Origin of the sequence: Pseudonocardia sp., assembly GCF_035305885.1 — a bacterium.
In the GTDB taxonomy this organism is placed as follows: Bacteria; Actinomycetota; Actinomycetes; order Mycobacteriales; family Pseudonocardiaceae; genus Pseudonocardia.
This window is the reverse complement of sequence record NZ_DATGOP010000097.1, coordinates 1-23,062: the sequence shown is the minus strand read 5'-3', so window position 1 is coordinate 23,062 and position 23,062 is coordinate 1. Positions and strand designations below refer to the sequence as shown.

Annotated in this window: 18 protein-coding genes; 9 read left to right on the top strand and 9 right to left on the bottom strand. The window is 75.4% G+C overall.

Annotated elements, in window-relative coordinates; translation table 11 throughout:
• The first annotated feature begins 55 nt into the window (after positions 1 to 55).
• The gene (gene gcvP / locus VKZ81_RS20530; protein WP_324243243.1) at positions 56 to 2,926 is read left to right on the top strand and encodes an aminomethyl-transferring glycine dehydrogenase; all 2,871 of its coding nucleotides are present in this window, start codon (positions 56 to 58) and stop codon (positions 2,924 to 2,926) included.
• Positions 2,927 to 3,114: 188 nt separating this feature from the next.
• Here the strand turns inward: gcvP and VKZ81_RS20525 are convergent, their stop codons facing one another.
• The 3 genes from VKZ81_RS20525 to VKZ81_RS20515 form a co-directional block, all read right to left on the bottom strand.
• The gene (locus VKZ81_RS20525; protein ID WP_324243242.1) at positions 3,115 to 4,182 is read right to left on the bottom strand and encodes a DUF4037 domain-containing protein; all 1,068 of its coding nucleotides are present in this window, start codon (positions 4,180 to 4,182) and stop codon (positions 3,115 to 3,117) included.
• Between the two features lie 166 nt (positions 4,183 to 4,348).
• Positions 4,349 to 5,401: a hemolysin family protein gene (locus tag VKZ81_RS20520; protein WP_324243241.1), complete on the bottom strand. Its 1,053-nt coding sequence runs from the start codon at positions 5,399 to 5,401 to the stop codon at positions 4,349 to 4,351.
• Complete coding sequence (locus tag VKZ81_RS20515; protein ID WP_324243240.1) at positions 5,398 to 6,720, bottom strand: hemolysin family protein; 1,323 nt, start codon at positions 6,718 to 6,720, stop codon at positions 5,398 to 5,400. The genes VKZ81_RS20520 and VKZ81_RS20515 overlap by 4 nt, the downstream gene beginning before the upstream one ends.
• A gap of 230 nt (positions 6,721 to 6,950) precedes the next feature.
• Here VKZ81_RS20515 and coaA point away from each other — a divergent pair, with 230 nt between their 5' ends.
• Together coaA and VKZ81_RS20505 are read left to right on the top strand one after the other, a co-directional pair.
• Positions 6,951 to 7,958 (top strand): type I pantothenate kinase, encoded by a 1,008-nt coding sequence (gene coaA, locus VKZ81_RS20510; protein WP_324243239.1) that lies wholly within the window; start codon positions 6,951 to 6,953, stop codon positions 7,956 to 7,958.
• A 52-nt stretch (positions 7,959 to 8,010) separates the two neighbouring features.
• Entirely contained in the window at positions 8,011 to 8,478 is a 468-nt protein-coding gene (locus VKZ81_RS20505) for a MarR family winged helix-turn-helix transcriptional regulator (RefSeq protein ID WP_324243238.1), read from the top strand.
• 6 nt (positions 8,479 to 8,484) lie between these two features.
• On the opposite strand, the gene VKZ81_RS20500 is transcribed toward VKZ81_RS20505, so the two are convergent.
• A complete protein-coding gene (locus VKZ81_RS20500) occupies positions 8,485 to 9,282 on the bottom strand; it encodes a DUF427 domain-containing protein (protein WP_324243237.1) in 798 nt (265 codons plus the stop codon).
• Positions 9,283 to 9,326: 44 nt separating this feature from the next.
• Positions 9,327 to 10,031: an SIMPL domain-containing protein gene (locus tag VKZ81_RS20495; RefSeq protein WP_324243236.1), complete on the bottom strand. Its 705-nt coding sequence runs from the start codon at positions 10,029 to 10,031 to the stop codon at positions 9,327 to 9,329.
• Positions 10,032 to 10,088: 57 nt separating this feature from the next.
• Here VKZ81_RS20495 and VKZ81_RS20490 point away from each other — a divergent pair, with 57 nt between their 5' ends.
• From VKZ81_RS20490 to VKZ81_RS20465, 6 genes are all read left to right on the top strand, one after another.
• Complete coding sequence (locus tag VKZ81_RS20490) at positions 10,089 to 11,273, top strand: alpha-hydroxy-acid oxidizing protein (RefSeq protein WP_324243235.1); 1,185 nt, start codon at positions 10,089 to 10,091, stop codon at positions 11,271 to 11,273.
• 73 nt (positions 11,274 to 11,346) lie between these two features.
• Positions 11,347 to 13,197, top strand: a complete 1,851-nt coding sequence (locus tag VKZ81_RS20485; RefSeq protein ID WP_324243234.1) for a serine/threonine-protein kinase — start codon at positions 11,347 to 11,349, stop codon at positions 13,195 to 13,197.
• Between the two features lie 41 nt (positions 13,198 to 13,238).
• On the top strand, positions 13,239 to 14,366 hold the full coding sequence (locus VKZ81_RS20480) for a heparan-alpha-glucosaminide N-acetyltransferase domain-containing protein (RefSeq protein ID WP_324243233.1): 1,128 nt from the start codon (positions 13,239 to 13,241) through the stop codon (positions 14,364 to 14,366).
• 42 nt (positions 14,367 to 14,408) lie between these two features.
• Positions 14,409 to 15,035 carry a dihydrofolate reductase family protein gene (locus VKZ81_RS20475; protein ID WP_324243232.1) on the top strand — a complete coding sequence of 209 codons (627 nt, stop codon included), beginning with the start codon at positions 14,409 to 14,411 and terminating at the stop codon, positions 15,033 to 15,035.
• Positions 15,036 to 15,040: 5 nt separating this feature from the next.
• Positions 15,041 to 15,370: a YciI family protein gene (locus VKZ81_RS20470; protein ID WP_324243231.1), complete on the top strand. Its 330-nt coding sequence runs from the start codon at positions 15,041 to 15,043 to the stop codon at positions 15,368 to 15,370.
• Entirely contained in the window at positions 15,367 to 16,599 is a 1,233-nt protein-coding gene (locus tag VKZ81_RS20465; RefSeq protein WP_324243230.1) for an RNA polymerase sigma factor, read from the top strand. The genes VKZ81_RS20470 and VKZ81_RS20465 overlap by 4 nt, the downstream gene beginning before the upstream one ends.
• A 54-nt stretch (positions 16,600 to 16,653) precedes the next feature.
• On the opposite strand, the gene VKZ81_RS20460 is transcribed toward VKZ81_RS20465, so the two are convergent.
• The 4 genes from VKZ81_RS20460 to VKZ81_RS20445 are packed head-to-tail and all read right to left on the bottom strand — an operon-like array spanning position 16,654 to position 22,964.
• Positions 16,654 to 17,448 (bottom strand): SWIM zinc finger family protein, encoded by a 795-nt coding sequence (locus tag VKZ81_RS20460; protein WP_324243229.1) that lies wholly within the window; start codon positions 17,446 to 17,448, stop codon positions 16,654 to 16,656.
• Positions 17,445 to 20,222: an SCO1167/SCO6262 family helicase gene (locus VKZ81_RS20455; RefSeq protein ID WP_324243228.1), complete on the bottom strand. Its 2,778-nt coding sequence runs from the start codon at positions 20,220 to 20,222 to the stop codon at positions 17,445 to 17,447. The genes VKZ81_RS20460 and VKZ81_RS20455 overlap by 4 nt, the downstream gene beginning before the upstream one ends.
• A gap of 53 nt (positions 20,223 to 20,275) precedes the next feature.
• The gene (locus tag VKZ81_RS20450; protein WP_324243227.1) at positions 20,276 to 22,552 is read right to left on the bottom strand and encodes an excinuclease ABC subunit UvrA; all 2,277 of its coding nucleotides are present in this window, start codon (positions 22,550 to 22,552) and stop codon (positions 20,276 to 20,278) included.
• A 43-nt stretch (positions 22,553 to 22,595) separates the two neighbouring features.
• A complete protein-coding gene (locus tag VKZ81_RS20445; protein WP_324243226.1) occupies positions 22,596 to 22,964 on the bottom strand; it encodes a nitroreductase/quinone reductase family protein in 369 nt (122 codons plus the stop codon).
• Between the last annotated feature and the right edge of the window lie 98 nt (positions 22,965 to 23,062).

Here is a 23,062-nt window from a genome sequence, read left to right as displayed (position 1 = left end):
GGGGACAGAGGGGGAGGCAGAACGACCCTGCCCCGCGCGCCGCCTGGAGGATCCCGTGCCCGACCGACCCACCCTCTCCGAACTGGAGCGCGGCACCCCCTTCGTCGACCGCCACATCGGGCCCCGCCCCGCGGAGGTCGACAAGATGCTCGAGGCCGTCGGGGCGGCCTCGCTCGACGAGCTGGCCGCCGCGGCCGTTCCCGACAGCATCCGCGACCGGGAGCCGGTCCGCTCCAGCCTGCCGCCCGCGGCCACCGAGACCGAGGTGCTCGCCGAGCTGCGGGCGCTCGCCGCGCGCAACACGGTGACGGTCCCGATGATCGGGCTGGGTTACTCCGGCACCGTCACCCCCGCGGTGATCCGCCGGAACGTGCTGGAGAACCCGGCCTGGTACACCGCCTACACCCCGTACCAGCCGGAGATCAGCCAGGGCCGGCTGGAGGCGCTGCTGACGTTCCAGACGATGGTGGCCGACCTCACCGGGCTGCCGGTGGCAGGCGCCTCGCTGCTGGACGAGGCCACGGCGGCGGCCGAGGCGATGACCCTGCTGCGCCGCGCGGGGTCGTCGCGGTCGCCGCGGTTCGTCGTGGACGCCGACACCCTGCCGCAGACGCTCGAGGTGCTGCGCACCCGGGCCGAGCCGCTGGGCATCGAGCTCGTCGTCACCGACCTCGCCGACGGGCTGCCCGAGGGGGAGATGTTCGGGCTGCTGCTGAGCTACCCCGGCGCGTCCGGCGCGGTCCGCGACCCGTCCGCGCTGATCGAGGCCGCGCACGAGCGCGGCGCACTGGTGGCGGTGGCGGCCGACCTGCTCGCGCTCACCCTCCTCACCCCGCCCGGGGAGCTGGGGGCGGACGCGGTCGTGGGCACCACCCAGCGGTTCGGGGTGCCGCTCGGCTTCGGCGGGCCGCACGCGGGCTACCTGTCGGTGCGGGAGAAGTTCACCCGCCAGCTGCCCGGCCGGCTGGTCGGCCTGTCGCGCGACGCGGACGGCAACCCGGCGCTGCGGCTCGCCCTGCAGACCCGCGAGCAGCACATCCGCCGCGAGAAGGCGACCTCCAACATCTGCACCGCGCAGGTCCTGCTCGCCGTCGCCGCCGCCTGCTACGCCGTCTACCACGGCCCCGACGGGCTGCGCCGGATCGCCCAGCGCACCCACCGCATGGCGGCGGTGCTCGCCGCCGGGCTGCGGGCCGGCGGGATCGAGGTCGTGCACGACGAGTTCTTCGACACCGTGCTGGCCCGGGTGCCCGGCCGGGCCGAGCAGGTGGTGGAGGCCGCGCACGCCGCGGGCATCGCGCTGCGGCGCCCCGGGCTCGGCGCGCCGCCCGACACCGTCGGAATCGCCTGCTCCGAGGTCACCACGGTCGCGCACCTGCAGGCCGTGTGGTCGGCGTTCGGGGTCTCGGCCGACGCCGCCGAGCTCGACGCGGCCACCGAGGACGCCCTGCCCGCCGGCCTGCGCCGGGAGTCGGAGTACCTCACCCACCCGGTGTTCCACGAGCACCGCAGCGAGACCTCGCTGATGCGGTGGCTGCGCCGCCTCGCCGACGCCGACCTCGCGCTCGACCGCACGATGATCCCGCTGGGCTCGTGCACGATGAAGCTCAACGCGGCGGTCGAGATGGAGCCGATCACCTGGCCGGAGTTCGCGAACCTGCACCCGTTCGCCCCGGAGGCCGACGCGGCGGGCACGTTGCAGCTGATCTCCGACCTGGAGCGCTGGCTCGCCGAGCTCACCGGCTACGCCGCGGTGTCGCTGCAGCCCAACGCCGGCAGCCAGGGCGAGCTCGCCGGGCTGCTCGCGATCGCGGCCTACCACCGCAGCCGCGGGGAGGGGCATCGCGACGTGTGCCTCATCCCGGCGAGCGCGCACGGCACGAACGCCGCGTCGGCGGTCATGGCGGGCATGCGGGTGGTCGTGGTGGGTACCGCGCCCTCCGGGGACGTCGACCTCGACGACCTGCACGCCAAGATCGCCGAGCACGGCCCGAACCTGGCCGCTCTCATGATCACCTACCCGTCGACGCACGGCGTCTACGAGGCGCGGGTCCGCGAGGTGTGCGACGCGGTGCACGCCGCGGGCGGGCAGGTCTACGTCGACGGCGCGAACCTGAACGCGCTGGTCGGGCTCGCGCGGCCGGGCGCGTTCGGCGGCGACGTGAGCCACCTGAACCTGCACAAGACGTTCTGCATCCCGCACGGCGGTGGTGGTCCGGGCGTCGGGCCGGTGGCGGTGGCCGAGCACCTGGTGCCGTTCCTGCCGGGCCGCGGGGAGGTCGGCCCGGTGTCGGCGGCCCCCTACGGCAGCCCGCTGGTGCTGCCGATCTCGTGGGCGTACCTGCGGCTCATGGGGCTCGACGGGCTGCGGCGGGCCACGCTCACCGCGGTGCTGGCCGCGAACTACGTCGCTGCGCGGCTGGGTGAGCACTACCCGGTGCTGTACACGGGGGAGCGGGGCCACGTCGCCCACGAGTGCATCCTCGACCTGCGCGGGATCACCAAGGAGAGCGGCGTCACCGTCGACGACGTCGCGAAGCGGCTCGCCGACTACGGTATCCACGCCCCGACAATGTCGTTCCCGGTGGCGGGCACGCTCATGGTGGAGCCCACCGAGAGCGAGGACCTCGCCGAGATCGACCGCTTCGTCGACGCGATGATCGGCATCCGCAAGGAGATCGAGCGCGTGGCGTCGGGGGAGTGGCCGGTCACGGACAACCCGCTGCGCGGCGCCCCGCACACCGCGGCGTGCCTGACCGACAAGTGGGACCACCCGTACTCGCGCGAGATCGCCGCCTACCCGATGGGCGGCACCCCGGGGGTGCACGACCGGAAGGTGTGGCCGCCGGTGCGGCGCATCGAGGGCGCCTACGGCGACCGGAACCTGGTGTGCAGCTGCCCTCCGGTGGAGGCGTACTCCTCCTGAGCCTCCTCGGACGGGTGGGGCGAGTGGACGGGCGGGTCCCCTCCGCCCCACCCGTCCGTAGCGAGGACGGTCGGGTAGCGCTGCGTGATACATGTGATCGTCACCATTGTCAATGAATCATTGACGCCATCCGATCGCCAACGAATCGATGACGCTCGGTGGCTCCGCCACGGCGAGCGGGGGAGGGGCTAGCGGGAGAGGGCGGCGCGGGCGACCGCCCGGGTGCGACGGGGGTCGGTGAGCAGGTCGGTGTTGTCGGCGTGCTGGTCGACGGCGCCGACCCGGGGCAGCGCGGCCACCGCCGGGTCGGAGACGGCGGCGAGGAGGGCGTCGGCGAACCGGTCGGCCTTGAGGACCCGGAACGGGCGGGCGAAGTACGGGCGCGTGGCCGGGTCGACCGGCGGGGCGAGGCCGGTGTCGTTCTGGGCGGTGGCGAGGGCCTCGTAGGCGGTGGCGAGGTGGCGTTCGCGCTCGCGCCACGTGCCGGCGGCGAGGGCGCCGCGCAGGACGGGGCCGAGGGTCGCGGCGAGGGGGAGGGCGGCGAACGCGCTGCCGAGCCACTTGCCGTAGGGCGGGTAGCGGCGGTGCAACAGCAGGGCGAGCCGGATGAGGTCGCGGACGAGGCGGGCGGCGACGACGGCGGACCCGAGCTCGTCGCCGACCTCGCCCGCGCGGCCCACGAACGCCTCCTCCTGCGCGATGCGCTCCCATTGGCAGGCGAGCACGTAGCGCCACACGTCGGGCGGGTACCAGGCGAGCGCGGCGCGCAGCCCGGTGAGCTCGCCGAGGCCGTCGTGGAAGACGGCGCCCGCGGTGGCCTCGGCGAGGGCCTGGGTGGGCAGCGCGAGCCAGTCGGTGGCGTCGAGGCCGGCGCGTGGGTCGACGCCGAGCCGGTCGTGGCACCACGCCTCGACGGTGGTGATCGCGACGCGGTGGCGGACCGGGCCGTCGGTGGTGGCCATGCGGCCCACGTGGTCGCCCTCGACGGCCTCGAAGTGGGTGGGCCAGCCGCGGAAGGTGCGCGGGAGGCGCTCGGAGAGGCGGCGGTCCAGCTCGGGGATGCGGTCGGCGTCGGCGGGTGCGACGAAGACCTCGAGGCGCGGGCCCCACTCGTGGTCGGCGGAGCGCGGGGTGTCGAAGCCGAGGACCTCGGAGCCGGGGCCGATGCGGGCGGCGGAGTGCCGGACGCCGTGGAGGAGCGGCCGGACGGCTTCGGAGTAGAAGGCGCGGGACAGCTGGAGGCCGGGGAGGAACACAGGTCCGATCGTGGCGGTGGGGCTCCGGTCTGGCACCCGGTTTCCGCCCCTTCCTGCGCCCTCTCCTGTGTCAATGATTCATTGACGCCTACCGATCGTCAATCACAGATTGACGATCGAGAACGGCCTCGACGGCCGAGCCGTCGCCGGCCGGGGGAGCGGGGCGTCAGCCGCGGCGCTCGCGGGCGTGGGTGGCGTCGCGGACCTCGCCGACGTAGTTCTCGACGAGGTCTTCGAGCGCGACGATGCCCGCGGTCTCGCCCTGCGGGCCGACGACGCGGCCGAGGTGGGCGCGGGCGCGGCGGAGCACGGCGAGCGCCTCGTCGAGCCGCACGGTGCTGGGCACCTCGGGCAGGGTGCGCACGCGCGCGGCCGGCACGGCGGCCGCGGGGTCGTCGGCGAGGTCGAGGATGTCCTTGACGTGCAGGTACCCGGCGAGGTCGCCGGACGCCGCGCGCACCGGGAAGCGGGAGTAGCCGGTCTCGGCGACGGCGTCGGCCACGTCGCCGACGGTGGGCTCGGCCGGGAGCGTCACCAGGTCCGACACGGGCACGAGCGCGTCGGCCACGGTGGCCTCGGCGGAGTTGAGGGCGCGGGTGAGGCGGCGGGACTCGTCGTCGTCGAGCAGGCCCTCCCGGCCGGACTCGGCGATGAGGTCGGCGAGCTCGCCGGAGGTGAACGACGCCTCCAGCTCGTCGCGCGGCTCCACCTTGAGCAGCCGCAGGACGCTGTTGGCGATGAGGTTGAACAGCTCGATGAGCGGCCGCATGACGGTGGTGAACACCAGGAACGGCGGCACGAGCAGGATCGCGGTGCGCTCGGGCCCGGCGATGGCGATGTTCTTGGGCACCATCTCGCCGAGCAGGATGTGCGCGACGACGACGATCGCGAGCGAGATCGTGAAGGCGATCGGGTGGACCAGGGCGTCCGGCAGCCCGAGCCACAGCGTGGGCCGTTCGATCAGGTGGGCGACGGCGGGTTCGCCGAGGCGGCCGAGCAGGAGCGAGCTGATGGTGATCCCGAGCTGGGAGGCGGCCAGCATGCGGGACAGGTCGGCGTGGGCCCGCAGCACGGTGCCCGCGGCCGCGGTGCCCTCGGCGGCCATCGCCTCGAGCCGGTCCCGCCGCGCGGAGATGAGGGCGAACTCGGCGCCGACGAAGAACGCGTTGGCGCCGAGCAGCGCGACGGCGGCCAGCAGGGCCAGCAGGTCCGCGTTCACGGGGCCTCCTCCGGGGGCCGGGCCAGGCGCAGTTCGGCGATCCGGTTGCGGTCCCGCCGCACGACGGTGAGCCGCCACCCGTCGACCTCGACCTCCTCGGCCACGTCGGGGATGCGCCCGAGGCGGGTCAGGACGAGGCCGGCGAGGGTCTCGTAGTCACCGGGGGGCATCTGGAAGCCGGTGGCGTCGGCCACCTCGTCGTCGCGGAGCAGCCCGGACACCAGCCAGCTGCCCCGGCCGAGCGGGCGCACCGTGGACTGCTCGGCGCGGTCGTGCTCGTCGCGGACGTCACCGACGATCTCCTCGACGAGGTCCTCGAGCGTGACGATGCCCGCGGTGCCGCCGTACTCGTCCACCACGACCGCGAGCTGGAACCCGGAGTTGCGCAGCCGTGTGAGCAGCTCGTCGCCGTCGAGCGAGCCGGGCACGGTGGGCACCGGCTGGACGAGCGTGCCCACGCGGACGCGGCCGCGCTCGGCGGGCGGGATCCCGAACGCCTGCTTGACGTGCACGACGCCGAGCACGGCGTCGGGGTCGCTGTTGTGCACCGGGAAGCGGGAGATGCCGGTGCGCCGGGCGAGCGCCACCATGTCCGCGACGGTGGCGTCGGCGGAGAGCGACTCCACGCGGACCCGCGGGGTCATGAGGTCCTCGGCCACGCGGTCGCTGAATCGCAGCGACCGGTCCAGCAGCGTGGCGGTGCCCGCGTCGAGCGTGCCGTGCTCGGCGCTCGCGCGGACGAGGGAACTGAGCTCGCGCGCCGTGCGGGCGGAGCGCAGCTCCTCGGCGGGTTCGACGCCGAGGCGGCGCACCACGGCGTTGGCGGCGCTGTTGAGGCCGTTGATGAGCCACCGGAACGCGTGGGCGAACGAGCTCTGCAGCCAGACGACGGCGCGCGCGGTGCGCAGCGGCCCCGCGATGGCGAGGTTCTTCGGCACGAGCTCGCCGAACACCATCGACAGCGTGGTGGCGAGCAGCAGCGCGAGGACGGTGGCGGTGCCCCCGGCGAGGCCGGGGGACAGGCCGATGGCCTCGAGGCCGGGGCGGAACAGCGACGCGATGGCGGGCTCGGCGATGTAACCGGTGACGAGCGTGGTGACGGTGATGCCGAGCTGGCTGCCCGACAGCTGGAACGACAGGGTGCGGTGGGCCCGTTGCACCGCGCGGGCGCGCCGGTCGCCGACCTCGGCGACGTGCGCGTCGACCTGGCTGCGCTCCAGCGCGGTGAGGGCGAACTCCGAAGCGACGGAGATCGCGGTGCCGAGCGTGAGCGCGGCGACGGCGAGCAGGCCGAGGACGGACAGGAGGGTGGTGTTCATCCGCGGCCTCGGCGGGTGCCCACCGGGCGGCGGGCAGGGCAGGTGACGGGAAGCCGGGTCGGGCCCGGCCGGCTACTGCAGCCCGGTTCGGCGGGGCGTGCGGTGGGCACGGCGTGTTCCTCCTGGAGCGGAGGCCTCAGTGTAGGTCCGCGCCCGCGTCGGTTCTCGCGGGAGTCACTCCCGTCACGATGAGGGGCGTTCCGGCCGCGCGGGATCTAGTTTGACCGGTCATGAGCGGCACTCGCACCGGTGCGTTGCCCGAGACGTGGGCTCCACCAGAACCGGTTGACGGAGAGGAGTCCGAGGACTCGTCGCCGTTCGTCGACTTCGACCGGGAATCGTGGGCTCGGCTCGGCGCCAACACGCCTCTCCCGCTCACCGCGGAGGAGCTCGACCAGGTCCGCAGCCTCGGCGACGAGGTGGACCTCGACGAGGTGCGGGAGGTGTACCTCCCGCTGTCGCGGCTGCTCACGCTGCACGTGCAGGAGGGTGGCCGGCTCTACCGCGCGTACCGGACGTTCCTGGGTGCCACCACGGCGCGCACCCCGTTCGTGATCGGGATCGGCGGGTCGGTGTCGGTCGGCAAGTCGACGACCGCGCGCCTGCTGCGGCTGCTGCTGGCGCGCTGGCCGCAGCACCCGCGCGTGGCGCTGGTCACCACCGACGGGTTCCTGCACCCGAACGCCGAGCTGGAGCGGCGCGGCCTGATGTCGCGCAAGGGGTTCCCGGAGTCCTACGACCGCAGGGCGCTGCTGCGGTTCGTCACCGACGTCAAGGCGGGGCGGCCGGAGGTGTCGGCCCCCGTGTACTCGCACCTGACCTACGACATCGTCCCCGGGGCCCGCTCGACCGTGTACCGGCCGGACATCCTGCTGCTCGAGGGCCTCAACGTGCTCCAGCCCGCCCAGCCCTCCCGCGAGGGCGGCCCGGCGCTGGCGGTGAGCGACTTCATCGACTTCTCCCTGTACGTCGACGCCGCCACCGAGGACATCCGCCGCTGGTACGTCGAGCGGTTCCTGCGGCTGCGCGAGACGGCGTTCCGCAACCCCGAGTCGTACTTCCGCCGGTACGCGGCGCTGGACGAGGCGGGCGCGATCGAACGGGCGGAGAGCATCTGGGACGAGATCAACGGCCCGAACCTGGAGCGCAACATCCTGCCCACGCGCGGGCGGGCGACGCTGGTGCTGCGCAAGGGCCCGAACCACAACGTCACCGGCATCCGGTTGCGGAAGGCGTGACCGTTGTGGAGGTCCGAGCACAGGCCGTGAACAGACCTGGCACGATGTGACGATGACCACCGGGGCCGTGGAGACCGAGCACGAGCACGTGGCTTCCGACGAGCTCACCGAGTACGCCGCGCGGCTGCGGCTCGTGGTCGGTCGCCTGCACCGCCGCATCCGCATCGACGGGCGCGAGTCGATCCCGCCGCTGCAACTGTCGGCGCTCGCCACGATCGAGCAGCACGGGCCCCTGCGGCTGTCCGAACTGGCCCGCCGCGAGGCCGTGACGGCGCCCACGATGAGCAGGGTGCTCGCCGCGCTCGACGACCAGGGCCTGGTCATCCGCACCCCCGACCCGCGCGACGCGCGGGGGGTCCGGATCGTGCTCTCCGAGGAGGGCGCGGCGCGCCTGGCGGAGGTGCGCAGCCACCGCACCGCTCTGGTGGCCCGGCGGCTCGCCCGGCTCGGCGAGGAGGATCGACAGCGGATCGTCGACGCGCTGCCCGCCCTCGAGGCCCTCCTGGTCGACGACGACTGAGCCGCGCTACCCGGGCTCGCCGTCGACGAGGGTGGTCAGCTCGTCGTGCAGGAAGCTCAGCCGGCCGGCGATCCGCGCGGACTCCGGCAGCGGGTCGGGGTACGACCAGGCCGCGTCGGTGAGCTCGCGGCCGTCCGCCAGGCGCACCGAGAAGTAGCTCGCCTCGCCCTTGTACGGGCAGCGGGTGCGCGTCGCGGACGGTTCCAGCGGCACCCGCACGTCGTCGGGGGAGAGGTACCAGCGGGGCGGAAGGCCGGTCTCGGTCAGCACGAGCGGGTGGCGCGACTCGGCGACGAGCGCCTCACCCGCCCACACCTGCACGTGCCTGCTGGTGGGGCGGACGTCCACGCGCGTGAACGGGTCGGTGAGGTGCCCGAACACCTGCTCGTCCTCGTCGAACCACGCGTCGGCCGCCTCCCAGTACAGGGAGGCGTGGCCGGCGAGCCACCCCGCCTCGGGCAGCGGGTCGAGGTAGGCCCACAGCGCGTTCTCGACGACCCGGTCGCCCACGCGCAACGTGCGGTAGGTGGCAACGCCCTTGAACGGGCAGTGCGTGGTGTGGGCGCTCGGGACGAACAGGGACTGGTCGATGTCCTGCTCCGGCACGTACAGCCGGGGTAGCAGGTTCGTCTCGTGGACGAGCACGCCGTCGCGGGTGTCGAGCACCGTGCGCCCGGCGAACTCGGCGCGCACGCGGCGCGGGAAGGGGTGCATGAGCAGCTTGTGGGCAGGCCCGTCGATCCGGTAGTTGGTGGTGGCGGGCGCCGTCGCCGACAGCGGCCCGTGCGCGCGGGTGAGAGCCATGCCACTCCCAACGCCCCGAGCAGCTGGGCATTCCTGGCGGCCCGTCAGGCGATGTCGTGCACCACCTCGACCGTGACCGACAGCTCCTGGGTGCCCGGCTGGACGGGCACGGCCACCGCGGCCCGGTCGGCCTCGGCCTGGTACGGCCTCGGCGGCTCGCCGCCCCCCACCTCGACGATCGAGCGGACCGGCCCCAGCTCGACCCCGGCCGCGTCGGCGAGCTGGCGGGCCTGGTCGAGCGCGCGGCGCACCGCGTCGGCCCGTGCCTCGGCCCGTGCGGCGCTCTCGTCGTCGATCGAGAACCGGATCGACTGCACCCGGATCGCGTCGCCCGCGGCGGCGGCCGCCTGGTCGATGACCGCGCCGGCGGCGGCGATGTCGCGCAGCGTGGCGGTGACCAGGTTGCTCACCTCGTATCCGGTGATCCGGCCGGTCTCCGGGCCGGTGACCGGGTGGATCGTGAGCTCGCTGGTGCGGACGTCCTCCGGTGGCACCCCGGCGCCCTGCAGCACGCCGATCACGGCGTTGGCGCGCTCGGAGTTGGCGGTGAGCGCCGCGGTGGCGCTGCGGTCGCGGGTCTCGACCCCGAGCACGACGGTCGCGGTGTCCGGGGCCGCCACGACCGTCCCGGTGGCGCGGGCGGTGATGGCGGGCGGCGCGGGTGCGCCGGGCGCGGGGGTCGCCGGGGACGAGCAGCCGGCGAGGGCGAGCGTCGCCGCGGCGAGCAGCGGGAGCGTGATGCGGTGCATGCCGTCAGGACGTCGACGACGCCCGGTTCGGTTGCACGAGCCAGTAGGTTCCCCGGAATGGGTGTTCCCTTCGCCTCGTACGGCGCCGAGATCTACCTGAAGGGGCTCGCCGACGAGCGCCCCGCGCTGCCCACCGACCCGGCCCGGCTGGAGGAGGCGGCGCGCTCCGTGCTCGACGACGGGCCGTTCGAGTACGTCGCGGGTGGCGCGGGCGGGGGCGCCACGATGCGCGCGAACCGGGCCGCGTTCGAGCGGTACGCGCTGGTGCCGCGGATGCTGCGCGACACCACCGAACGCGACTGGTCCACCACCGTGCTCGGCACCCCGATGCCCGCGCCGCTGCTCGCGGCCCCGATCGGGGTGATGTCGATCGTGCACCCGGACGGGGAGCTCGCCGTGGCGCGGGCCGCGGCCGAGCTGGGGGTGCCGATGGTGCTGTCGACCGCCTCGTCGCACACGATCGAGGAGGTCGCGGAGGCATCCGGTGACGGTTCCCGCTGGTACCAGCTGTACTGGCCCACCGAGGACGCGGTCACGGTCAGCATCCTGGAGCGGGCGCGGGCGGCCGGCTTCCGGGTGCTGGTGGTCACGCTCGACACCTGGACGCTGGGCTGGCGCCCGCGCGACCTCGACCTGTCCTACCTGCCGTTCCTGCGGGGTGTCGGCACCGCGATCCCGTTCTCCGACCCGGCGTTCCGGGCCGGGCTCGCCGCCCCGCCGGAGGAGGACCTGATGGCCGCGGTGCAGCGGTGGGTGCCGATGTTCACCGGCACCGCGCTGCGCTGGGACCGGCTCGACCTGCTGCGCGAGCACTGGGACGGGCCGATCGTGCTCAAGGGGATCCAGCACGTCGACGACGCCCTGCACGCGGTGGACGTCGGGATCGACGGGATCGTGGTGTCCAACCACGGCGGGCGGCAGGTCGACCGGGCGATCGGGTCGCTGGACGCGCTCCCGGAGATCGTCGCCGCCGTCGACGGGCGGGCGGCCGTCCTGTTCGACTCGGGGATCCGCAGCGGCGCCGACGCGGCGCTGGCGCTCGCGCTGGGCGCGGACGCGGTGCTGCTCGGCCGCCCGTACGTGTACGGGCTCGCGCTGGGCGGCCAGGACGGGGTGCGCCACGTGCTGCGGTCGGTGCTCGCCGAGCTGGACCTGACACTCGCGCTGTCCGGCTTCTCCGACCTCGCCCAGCTGCGCGCGGCGAAGGACGTGGTGCGCCACCTCGCCTACACCGGCGCGTGACCCGGTGATGCCATAGTGGGTGCCGGGATTCCCCCGGCGGGCCGCCGTGGGGCCGAGGGAAGGGGAGCACGGCGTGAACGCGCTCACCTCGCTCGTCGCCGAGCTGGTGGCGAGCCTGCGCACAGCGCTGGACGCCGACGTCTGTCCGGGCGGCTGGCCGTGGGCGGTCACCGCCCTGGGCGTCGGGGTCGGCCTGCTGCCGACGGCGGGCGCGGTGCTGGTGGCGGCGCTGCGCAAGCGGATCGGGTCCCGGTACGGGGCGGGCGAGGCGGTGCTGTTCGTCCTCGCCGGGGTGGTGAGCGCCGGCCTGCTCCCGCTCGCGGTGTTCACCGCCACCGGGCGGGTGTTCCGCGCCGCGGCGCTCGGTCGCGACACCGGCTGGCTCACCTCGGCGCAGCTCGAGGACCTCGGCACCACCGTGTGCCTCGTCCCGCAGTCGACCTACCTCGGCGGCTACCAGGTCGCCTCCGCGTTCAACCCGGCCGACCCGGTGCGCTTCGGCCTCGCCGTCGTCCTGCTCGTCGGGTTCCCGCTGGTGGCCGCGGTGTGCGTGGCCGCGCAGGCGCGGCTCGCGCTGCGGCGCGGGCCGAGCTGGCCCGCCAAGTTCTTCTGGGTGCCGCTGCTCGCGCTCACCGTGCTCACGGGGCGCACCCCCGCCGGGTCGACGGGGCACCTGTGGATCGGCGTCTCGATCGGCGCGTTCCTCGGCATCGCCGTCGTGCTGGTCGTCGGGGCCCCGTCCCGCGAGGTGGTGCGCCGCTCGCTCGCCGCGCCCGCGCCGCGCAGGCCGCCGCGGACGGAGTCGGCGCGCCCGCCCGTCCCGGCACGCCGACCGGCGGCCCCCGTCGCCGGCTCGCCCCGCTCCTCGCTGGCCGACCGGCTGGCCCGCCGGTTCGCCGCGCGGCAGCCCGAGCCGCCGGTGATCCCGGCACCACGCGCGCCGACGCCCCGTCCGACGCTGCCGCAGCACCAGCAGGTGGCCTCGTCGGCGCCGCCGCGCCCCACCCTGGTGGCCCCGGCCCCGCCGTACGCCGTGCCACCCGCTGCGCCGCCCGTGCCGCCCGCGGGGCCGCCCGCTCGGTTCCGGCTGATCCGCAGGCTCGGCGCGGGCGGCTTCGGCCGGGTCTGGCTCGCCCACGACGCCCGGCTCGGCCAGCTGGTCGCGCTCAAGGCCGCGCACGCCCCCGACCCGGAGACCGAGGAGCGGATCCGGCGCGAGGCGCGGGCGCTCGTGGCCGTCCGGCACCCGCACTGCGTGCGGATCCACGACCTGCTGCCGGCGAGCTCCGACCCGGGGCTGCGGGAGCTCGAGGGCCTCGTGATCGTGATGGAGTACGTCGAGGGCCCCTCGCTCGGTGACCTGGTGCGCAACCGCGGCCCGCTCGACGACGTCACCGCCGCGCACGTCTGGATGGGACTCGCGGGCGCGCTCGACGCCGCGCACACCCGCGGTGTGATGCACCGGGACGTCAAACCGGGCAACGTCGTGATGGACAAGGCGGGCCTGGCGCACCTGATCGACTTCGGGATCGCCCGCAAGACCGGCGACTCCACGATGACGATGGCGGGCTTCGTCCTCGGCACGCCCGACTTCCTCGCCCCCGAGGTCGCGTGCGGCGAGCGCGCCACGCCGGCGTCGGACGCCTGGCAGCTGGCGGCCACGATCTCCTACGCGCTCACCGGCCACCCGCCGCGCGGCCATCACGCCGACGCGGTGTCGGGGCTGCGGGCGGCGGCCGCCGGGGCGCCGCTCACGCACCTGCCGACCCGTTCGGCGCACCTGGCCCTGCTGCGGGCGGCGCTGGACACCAACCCGCGCCGCAGGCCGTCGCTGCGCTCGGTGCAGAGCACGCTCGCCGACTGGCTGCGCCGGGCCGGGAACCGGCCGGACGGCCACGTCGGCGCCGGCGCCCCGGCCCGGTGACCTCGGAGCCACCCACCCGCGGCCGGGGCCGCATCCTCGGCGTGGACGCGGCCCGCGCCGTGGCGCTCGTCGGGATGTTCGCCACGCACATCTTCCCGCTGCGCGTCGGCCGCGAGCCGACGCTCACCGGGCTCGTCGCGTCGGGGCGGGCGTCGGCGCTGTTCGCGGTGCTGGCCGGGGTCGGGGTGGCGCTCGCGACGGGCGGCACGCGGCGGCCGGCCGCCGGCCGCGAGCACCTCGCGGCCGGCGCCGCGCTGGTCGGGCGCGGCGTGCTGGTCGGCGCGCTCGGACTCACCCTCGTGGCGCTCGACGCCCCGGTCGCGATCATCCTGAGCTACTACGGCCTGCTGTTCGTGGTGGCCGCGTTCCTGCTGCGGCTGCCGCGCGGCGCGCTCGCCGCGGGCGCGGTGCTCGCGTGCGCGCTCGCCCCGGTGGTGAGCCAGCTGCTGCGCAGCGGGCTCCCCGACGGGCCGGGGCGGCAGGTGGGCTGGTGGGCGCTCGCCGCGCCCGGCGACGCGCTGGTCACGCTCCTGCTCACCGGCTACTACCCGGTGCTGACCTGGACGACGTACCTGCTCGCCGGGATGGCCGTCGGCCGGCTCGACCTGCGGCGCCCGCAGGTCGCCGCGGGCCTGCTCGTCGGCGGCGCCGCGCTCGCGGTGGCCGCCCACACGGCGTCGTCGCTGCTGCTCGGCCCGGGCAACGGGGTGTGGGTGCTCGGGGCCGCGGCGTCCGAGCGCCGCTACGGCACCACCCCCACCGGCAACTGGTGGTGGCTCGCCGCGGACACCCCGCACTCGGGCAGCCCGGCCGACCTCGCCGCCACCACCGGGTCGGCGCTCGCCGTGCTCGGCGCGATGCTGCTGCTGGCGCACTGGTCGCGGCGCCTGGTGCGGGTGCCCGCCGGGCCGGGTTCGGCCCCGCTCACGCTCTACACGCTGCACGTCGTGGCGCTCGCGGTCTACGCCGGGAGCGGCTCGGACGACGTGGTGCTGTGGCTGGGTCACGTCGCGGTCGCCACGCTGATCGGGCTGGGCCTGCAGGCGGCCGGGCTGCGCGGGCCCCTGGAGGCCGTCGTCGCCCGGGTGGGCCGGGCGGTCCGCCGCAGCGTGTCCGGCGTCACACGGAATCCGGTCGATTCGCCGTCGCCTCCGTCGCCGGGGAGGTGAACGGGCGCCGACGAGCGGCGCCCCGACCGGTGAGGAGACCACATGCGCACCCTGGTGGTGGCGGCGTTCGTGTCCATGGACGGCGTCGTGCAGGCACCCGGCGGCCCCGACGAGGACCGCGACGGCGGGTTCGCCCACGGCGGCTGGGCGGCGCCGTACATCGACGACGAGGTGATCGCCCACGCCACCGGCGTGGCGGCGCGGGCCGATGCGCTGCTGCTCGGCAGGCGCACCTACGAGGAGTTCGCCGCGACCTGGCCGCTTGCGGCGGCCGACGACCCGATCGGTGCCAAGTGGAACACCGTGCGCAAGCACGTGGCGTCCCGGACGCTCGCGGCGGTCGGCTGGGAGAACTCCACCCTCCTGCGCGGCGACGTCGCAGAAGCGGTCGCGGAGCTGAAGGCGGAAGACGGCGGCGAGATCCAGGTGCACGGCAGCGGGCAGCTCGTGCAGACGCTGCTCGCCCATGACCTCGTCGACGAGTTGCACCTCGTGGTGGTCCCGGTGGTGATCGGGACCGGCAAGCGGCTGTTCGGCAGCGGCACCGTCCCGGGCCGGTTCGAGACGGCCGCGGCCGCGACCACCCGGTCGGGAGTCGTCGTCGGGCGGTACGCGCGGGCGGGCGCCCTGGCCTACGGTGCGGTGGGCCCCGAGACAGGGAACTGGTGACGACGATGCCCCGATACGCGGTGCTGATCTACGAGAAGGAGCTGCCCGGCGGGGTGGCCGACATCCCCCCGGAGGTGATGGAGGCCAACGTCGCCGCGGGCGACAAGATCGCCGCAATGGGGGTACGGATCGTCCACGAGCAGGGGCTGCAGCCCGCCGCGACCGCCCGCACGATCCACAAGGGCGGCCTGGTCACCGACGGCCCGTTCCTGGAGACGAAGGAGGTGCTGGCCGGGTTCTTCGTGATCGAGGCACCCGACCACGACACGGCGCTCGCCGTCGGCAGGCTCCTGCCGATCATGGACGGGGCGGTCGAGGTGCGACCGCTGCTGTGACCGACGACGTCGGGCGCGCGCTCGCCGACGCGCACCGCCGCGAGTGGGCCGCCGTGCTCGCCGCGACGGTGCGCGTCACCCGCGACCTCGACGTGGCCGAGGAGTGCGCCCAGGAGGCGTTCGCCGCGGCACTCGAGGCGTGGCGGCGCGACGGCGTGCCGGCCCGCCCCGGCGCGTGGCTCACCACAGCGGCCCGGCACAACGCGCTGGACTCCGTCCGCAGGGCTCGCACCCAGCGGGCCAAGCTGCACCTGCTCGTGGAGCCGCCCGCGGCGGCGCCGGTGGCCGACGACCGGCTGCGGCTGGTGTTCCTGTGCTGCCACCCGGCGCTCGCCCGTGAGGCACAGGTGGCGCTCACGCTCCGGCTGGTGTGCGGCGTGCCGACCCCGGACGTCGCGCGGGCCTTCCTGGTGCCCACGGCGACGATGGCGGCCCGCATCACGCGCGCGAAGAAGAAGATCGCCGCGAGCCGCATCCCGTTCCGCATGCCCGCACCCGAGGAGCTCCCCGGCCGCCTGGACGCGGTCCTCACCGTGATCCACCTGCTGTTCACCACCGGCCACACCGCGCCGGACGGCCCGGCCCTCACCCGGGACGACATCGCCGAACGGGCGCTCGACCTCGCCCGCATGCTGCACGCGCTCCTGCCGCGCGAGCGCGAGGTGGCGGGCCTGCTCGCCCTGCTGCTGGCCAACCACGCGCGCCGCGCGACCCGCACCGGCGCCGACGGGCGGCTGCTGCGGCTCGAGGAGCAGGACCGCGCCGCCTGGGACCGGGCGGCCATCGCCGAAGCGGACGCGCTGGTCGTGCGGGCGCTGCGCGGCGGCGACCCGGGCCGGTTCGCCCTGCAGGCGGCGATCGCGACGCTGCACGCGCTCGCCCCCGCCTACGGCGAGACGGACTGGCCGCAGATCCTGCTGCTCTACGACGAGCTGCTGCGGCGCTGGCCGACGCCGGTGGTGGCGCTCAACCGCGCCGTCGCGGTGGCGATGGTCCACGGGCCCGCCGCGGGCCTGGCCGAGATCGCCGCGCTCGAGCACGACCCGCGCCTGGCCGGCTACCGCTACCTGCCCGCCGCGAAGGCCGACCTGCTGCGCCGCCTCGGCCGCCACGCCGAGGCCGCGGAGGCCTACGAGCGGGCGATCGCGCTGACCACCAACGCCGCCGAACGCCGCTTCCTGGCTGATCGGCTCGTCGAGATCACCCCCGGCGCCGCCACCCCGCGGTGAGCACGGCCGAGCCCGCCTCGGCCTGCGGTCCCCTCGCCGGCGGCCGGTGCCGCCTCACCGCGGCCCGTCGGCGAGGAGCGCCCTGGCCCGGGCGGCGGCCGCGCGGACCAGCTGCTCCAGCGCCCCCGGCGGGAGCCCGGGCGGCTCCGCCAGCACCGGGTCGCCCGCGCGGGCGGGCGGGGGCAGCGGAGCAGGCGGGCTCGCCGGGTCGGTCGCGTAGGCGGCGGTGGCCGGGACCGGGTGGTCGACGTCCCGCCCACCCGGCGCGGGGCCGGGCGGCGCGGCAGCGGTCTGTGCGGGTTCGCGGGCGAGCACGTCGACCAGCTCGTCGGCGTCGCGGCCGCGCAGCAGGAGCAGCACGAACGGGTCGTCGTCGAGCAGCCACGCGACCTGGTAGCACAGGCCGGCGGCGTGCTGGCAGGGGTCGCCGACGTCGGGGCAGTCGCACTCGGACTCGAGGTCGCCGATCGTCGGCAGCAGCGCCACCCCCGCCGCGTCGGCGGACCGGACCAGCGACCGCGGTACCTCCCGGTCGAGCAGCGCCGCGAGGTGCCCGGCCTCGGCACGCACCTGGTGGAGGAAGCGGTCCCACCCGGCGTCGGCGAGCTGGGCGAGGTGCACGGCGACGTCGTAGCTGCCGTCCGGGTCGTCGACGGTCGCGGCGATCCGCCCGGGCGACACGGTGATCGGCCCGATCCGCCCGCTGCCGGCGAACCGGCGGCCGGCCCGCAGCAGCGCGGCGTCGAGCGCGGTGTCCTCCATCGCCGCGACGAACGCGCGCGCCCACCAGGACCGGCCGCGCCGGCCGGGGCGCGGCGGGAAGGCGGGGAACCCCCGCGCGGCGGTCACGCCCCACCTCGCAGGTCGACGAGGTCGGCGAGCTCGGCGTCGGTCAGCTCGGTGAGGGCGGCCTCGCCGCCTGCGAGCACGGCGTCGGCGAGTGCCCGTTTGGACTCCAGCAGGGCGGCGATGCGGTCCTCCACGGTGCCTTCGCTGATCAGCCGGTGCACCTGCACCGGGCGGGTCTGCCCGATCCGGTGGGCCCGGTCGGTGGCCTGCTCCTCGACGGCGGGGTTCCACCAGCGGTCGAAGTGCACGACGTGGTCGGCGCGGGTGAGGTTGAGCCCGGTGCCCGCCGCCCGCAGCGACAGCAGGAACACCCCCACCTCGCCGCGCTGGAACCGCTCGACCATCGCCTCCCGCTCCGGCACCGGGGTGCCACCGTGCAGGAACTGGACGCCGACGCCGCGGGCCCGCAGGTGGCGCTCGAGGAGCCGCCCCATGGCCACGAACTGGGTGAAGACCAGCGCGGCGCCGTCCTCGGCGAGGATCGTGTCGAGCAGCTCGTCGAGCAGCTCGAGCTTCCCGGACCGGCCCGCGAGCACCGGGTCGGGCTCCTTCGCGTACAGCGCGGGGTGGTCGCAGATCTGCTTCAGCGCCGTGAGCAGGGAGAGCACGAGCCCGCGGCGGGCCATGCCGTCGGCGCGGGCGATCCGCGCCATCGTCGCGGTCACCACCGCCTCGTAGAGGCCGGCCTGTTCGCGGGTGAGGCCGACCGGCCGGTCGGTCTCGGTCTTGCGGGGTAGCTCGGGCGCGATGCCGGGGTCGGACTTGCGCCGCCGCAGCAGGAACGGGGCGATGAGCCGGGCGAACCGGTCGGCGAGCGCCGGATCGGCGCCCTCGGCGATGGGTTCGGCCCATCGGGCCCGGAACTGGCCGAGGCTGCCGAGCAGGCCGGGGGTGGTCCAGTCGAGGATCGCCCACAGCTCGTCGAGGTCGTTCTCGACCGGGGTGCCGGTGAGCGCCACCCGGGCCGCGGACGGGATGCGACGCAGCGCGGTCGCGGTGCCCGAGACCGGGTTCTTCACGTGCTGCGCCTCGTCGGCGACGACGAGGCCCCACCGGTGCGCGGCGAGCGCGTCGACGTCGATGCGCATGGTGGCGTAGGTGGTGAGGACGAAACCCCCGGCGGGAGCGTCGTCCAGTTCGCGGCCGCTGCCGTGGTAGCGGCGCACCGGCACACCGGGGGCGAACCGGCGGATCTCCCGCTCCCAGTTGCCGAGCAGCGAGGCCGGGCAGACCACGAGCGTCGGCCCGGCGGCGAGCGGCCCGCGGTGCAGGTGCAGGGCGATCAGGGTGATGGTCTTGCCGAGCCCCATGTCGTCGGCGAGGCAGGCGCCGAGGCCGAGCGAGGTCATCCGGTCCAGCCAGGCCAGGCCGCGCAGCTGGTAGTCGCGCAGCGTCGCGGCGAGCCCGTCCGGCGGCTCGGTCGGGGCGGGCGGGGCGCTGATCCGCTGCCGCAGCTCCTCCAGCCGGCCCGTGGTGACGACCGGGACCGGGGTGCCGCGGTCGTCGACCTGTCCGGTGAGCGCCGCCCCCAGCGCCGCGACCGGGCTGACCGGGCCCAGCGTGCGCTCGGCCGCCCGCGTCCGGGTGGCGGGGTCGACCAGCACCCACTCGTCGCGCAGCCGCACCACCGGCCGGTGGCTCGCGGCGAGCTCGGTCATCTCCTCGGGGGTGAGCGGGTCGCCGCGCAGGGCGAGCTCCCAGTCCAGGTGCAGCGACGCCGTTGCGTCCCCGGGAACCCCGCCGAACGCGGGCGGTCCGCCGCCCCGACCGGCGACGGCCCGCGCCGACAGCTCCGGGCGCAGCTCCCGCGGCCAGTGCACGCCGATCCCGGCCGCGACCAGCCGGGCGGCGCCGTCGCCGAGCAGGTCGGCGACGTCGGTGTCGTCCAGGTCGAGCCCGTCGGGGACGGCCTTGCCCAGCAGGTGCGCGAGCGGCTCCCAGAACCGGGCGGCGCGCCGGACCGCCAGCAGCGCGTCGATCCGGGCGCGTGGACCGAACCCGGGCGCCGCCCCGCTCCACACGGCGGCGAGGTCGGCCACGCGGGTCGGGTCGTCGAGCGCGTGCAGCTGGACCACGGCCCGGAACCGGGTGGCGCCCGCGTCGGCCTCGACCCGCAGCGACAGCCGCACCCCGGCGTCGACCCCCGCCGCGACCTCGTCGGCCCAGTCCCGCAGGTGCTGCGCCGGTTGCGGCTCGGCCGCGGCGAACAGCGGGGTGCCGACGGCCTCCGCGGCGCCGTCGGTGCGCGGCAGCACGTCGGCCACCGCGTCGAGGAAGGCGCGCACCAGCGGCGCGGCCGCGGGCAGCGCGAGCGGCTCGGCGCCCGCCGCGGGAACCGCCCGCGCGGTGGGTGGCATGGCGGCGGCGAGGGCGTGCAGCCGGTCGGCGTCGGCCCCATCGAGCGGGCCGACCCGCCACGCGTCGAACCCCGCGGGGGAGACGCCGGGCAGCAGCCGGCCCCGGGCGACGAGGTGCAGCGCGAACCGGGCCGCCTCGGCCCAGAACCGCAGCGCGTCCGCGGCGTCGTCGGGGAGGCGCAGCAGCGGCGCCAGCGCGTCGGCCACCGCGACCCGGCGCACCCGCGCGAGGCGGGCCTCGTCCCCGGGTGGGGGCACGACCTCGGCGGTGCCGGGCGCACCGAGCCCGGGCGCCGGCTCCGCGGTCAGGAGCAGGCGGCCGGCCCGGGGCGGGTCGGCGGGGACGAAGGCGGCGAGGTCACACGGCCCCGGCGCCCGGCTCGCGGCGGGCGGGCTCAGGGGGCGGGTCGAGGTCATCGAGCTCCAGGATGCGCGACGGCGTCGGCGGGGCGCACGACGTGGCGGGCGGGTCAGCCGGCGGCGTGATCGGCGAGGTGGCGGGCGAGGTGCTCCCCGGTGAACGAGCCGGGGGCGCGGACGAGATCGTGGGGCGTCCCGGAGAACACGACGGCGCCGCCGTCGTCGCCGCCGTCCGGGCCGAGGTCGATCACCCAGTCGGCGTGGGCGATCACGTCGAGGTTGTGCTCGACGACGATCACCGAGCTGCCGCCGTCGACCAGCCGGTCCAGCAGGGCCAGCAGGTGCCCGCAGTCGGACATGTGCAGGCCGGTGGTGGGCTCGTCGAGGAGGTAGACGTTGCCCTCCTCGTGCAGCCGCCCGGCCAGCTTGAGCCGCTGGCACTCGCCGCCGGACAGGGTGGACAGCGGCTGGCCGAGCGTGAGGTAGCCGAGCCCGACGTCGACGAGCGCGCGCAGGCGGCGCCGGATGTCGGGCGCGGTGAAGAACTCGCACGCCTCGGCGGCGGTCATGTCGAGCGCGTCGGAGATCGACTTCCCGTCGACGGTGAGCGCGAGCACCTCGTCGGTGTAGCGGCGGCCGCCGCAGTCGGGGCAGGTGGAGCGCACCCCGTCGAGGAAGGCGAGGTCGGTGTAGACCACGCCCAGCCCGTTGCAGGTGGGGCACGCGCCGTCGGAGTTGAAGCTGAACAGCGCCGGCTTCACCCCGGTCGCCCTCGCGTACAGCTTGCGGATCGGGTCCATCACCCCGGTCCAGGTGGCGGGGGTGGAGCGGATCGAGGTGGCCACCGGGCTCTGGTCCACCATGATCGCCTCGGGGTGCTGGGGCAGCAGCACCTCCCGCACCAGGGTGCTCTTGCCCGAGCCCGCCACGCCGGTCAGCGCCACGAGCACACCGAGCGGCACGTCGAGGTCGAACCCGCGCAGGTTGTTGGCCTTGGCGTTGGCGAGGTGCAGGTGGCCGGTGGGGGTGCGCGGCTCGTCGCGCAGCCGGATCGGGCGGTGCAGGTACTCCCCGGTGAGCGTGCCGGAGGTGGCGAGCCCGGCCACGTCCCCCTCGTAGACGATCCGGCCGCCCTCGGCGCCGGCGAGCGGGCCGAGCTCGACGACGTGGTCGGCCGCGGTGATCACGTCGGTGTCGTGCTCCACGACGAGGACGGTGTTGCCCTTGTCGCGCAGCCGCCGCAGCAGCGCGTTCATCCGGCCGACGTCGCGCGGGTGCAGCCCGATCGTCGGCTCGTCGAACACGTACATGACGTCGACCAGCGACGACCCCAGGTGGCGGACCATCTTGATCCGCTGCGACTCCCCGCCCGAGAGCGTGGACGTCTCCCGGTCGAGCGTGAGGTAGCCCAGGCCCATGTCGATCAGCGCGCCGACGCGCTCGGTGGCCTCGTCGACGATCGGGGCGACCTCGCGGTCGGAGAGGGTGGGCAGCAGCGCGTGCACCGCGTGCAGGTTCATCGCGGTGACCTCGGGCAGGGTGTAGCCGCCGACGGTGGCCGTGCGCGCCGCCTCGTTCAGGCGGGTCCCGCCGCAGTCGGGGCAGCGCACCGACGTGGTGAACCGGGCGACCGCCTCGCGCTTGCGCTCCGAGCTGCCCGAGTCGGCGTCGGCCTGGATGTAGAGGCGGTTGAACTTGGCCTCCACGCCCTCCAAGTCCATCCTGACGGCCTTGCGGCCGGGCGATTTCAGCGCGACCTTCTCGTCGGAGCCCCACAGCAGCAGCTGCCACTCGGCGTCGGTGTAGTCGCGCAGCGGCTTGTCGTTGTCGAACTTCCCGGACTGGACGTAGATGTGCCAGTACCAGGAGTCGACGGCGAAGTCGCGGTGGCGCATCGCGCCCTCGTTGAGCGACTTGTCCAGGTCGAAGAACTCGGCGTGGTCGAGTTGCACCTTCCGCCCGATGCCCTTGCAGGTCGGGCACATGCCCTGCGGCTCGTTGAACGAGAACGCGTAGGCGTACCCGACGTGCGGGGTGCTGCGGCGCGACCACAGCAGCCGCAGGAACGCGTTGATGTCGGTGACCGTCCCCAGCGTGGAACGCGCGCCGCCGCCGAGGCGTTTCTGGTCGACCACGATCGCCGTCGACAGGCCCTCGATCAGGTCGGCGTCGGGATGGCCGAGCTTGGGCAGGAACCCGCGCACGAACGCCGAGAAGGTCTCGTTGAGCTGGCGCTGCGCCTCCGCGGCGATCGCGTCGAACACGAGCGACGACTTGCCGGATCCCGACACCCCGACGAACGCGGTGATCTGCCGCTTCGGGATCCGGACCGACACGTCGCGCAGGTTGTTCTCGCGGGCGCCGACGATCGCGATGTACTCGGTCATGCGGTCCTTCCTAGGACGAATAGCGGACGGGAACCGTCCGCTTTCACGCCCGCTCGATGCGGAACACCGCGCAGCGGCCCGCCAGCGCCTCGAACGCCTCCGACGTGACCGCCTCCACCACGCCGGCGTCCGCCATGAGCTTCGCGCCATCGGCGAACCGTTCCGGCCACAGCCGCAGCACCGGCCGCGCGTCGGCCGGATCCAGCTCGACCAGGCGCACCCCTTCGGTGCGTTTCCCGACCGACAGCGTCGTCGCCCGGCCGCCAGCGGCTCGCACGTTGCGCGCCCAGTCCGCGCCGGGGAAGCCCTCGAGCACGTAACGCTGCCCCTCGTGCTCGAGGACCGACAGCGGCGTGCTGCGCGGCTTGCCGGTGCGCCGCCCCGGCACCGTGAGCACGGGCAGCTCCTTCATCCCGAGCCCACCCGCCGCAACACGAGGAACAGCTTGTTCATCGGCTTGAGCCAGCGCGGGGGCTGGACGTTCCTGCCGGAGTTCTTGCGAGCGGTCAT

What these genes read in the sequence shown, in the direction of transcription:
- coaA (WP_324243239.1), top strand. Translation starts at nt 6,951, where the DNA reads ATGAGCGGCACTCGCACCGGTGCGTTGCCCGAGACGTGGGCTCCACCA.
- VKZ81_RS20450 (WP_324243227.1), bottom strand. Translation starts at nt 22,552, where the DNA reads ATGACCGAGTACATCGCGATCGTCGGCGCCCGCGAGAACAACCTGCGC.
- VKZ81_RS20495 (WP_324243236.1), bottom strand. Translation starts at nt 10,031, where the DNA reads ATGCACCGCATCACGCTCCCGCTGCTCGCCGCGGCGACGCTCGCCCTC.
- VKZ81_RS20490 (WP_324243235.1), top strand. Translation starts at nt 10,089, where the DNA reads ATGGGTGTTCCCTTCGCCTCGTACGGCGCCGAGATCTACCTGAAGGGG.
- VKZ81_RS20515 (WP_324243240.1), bottom strand. Translation starts at nt 6,720, where the DNA reads ATGAACACCACCCTCCTGTCCGTCCTCGGCCTGCTCGCCGTCGCCGCG.
- VKZ81_RS20505 (WP_324243238.1), top strand. Translation starts at nt 8,011, where the DNA reads ATGACCACCGGGGCCGTGGAGACCGAGCACGAGCACGTGGCTTCCGAC.
- VKZ81_RS20475 (WP_324243232.1), top strand. Translation starts at nt 14,409, where the DNA reads ATGCGCACCCTGGTGGTGGCGGCGTTCGTGTCCATGGACGGCGTCGTG.
- VKZ81_RS20470 (WP_324243231.1), top strand. Translation starts at nt 15,041, where the DNA reads ATGCCCCGATACGCGGTGCTGATCTACGAGAAGGAGCTGCCCGGCGGG.
- VKZ81_RS20500 (WP_324243237.1), bottom strand. Translation starts at nt 9,282, where the DNA reads ATGGCTCTCACCCGCGCGCACGGGCCGCTGTCGGCGACGGCGCCCGCC.
- VKZ81_RS20455 (WP_324243228.1), bottom strand. Translation starts at nt 20,222, where the DNA reads ATGACCTCGACCCGCCCCCTGAGCCCGCCCGCCGCGAGCCGGGCGCCG.
- VKZ81_RS20445 (WP_324243226.1), bottom strand. Translation starts at nt 22,964, where the DNA reads ATGAAGGAGCTGCCCGTGCTCACGGTGCCGGGGCGGCGCACCGGCAAG.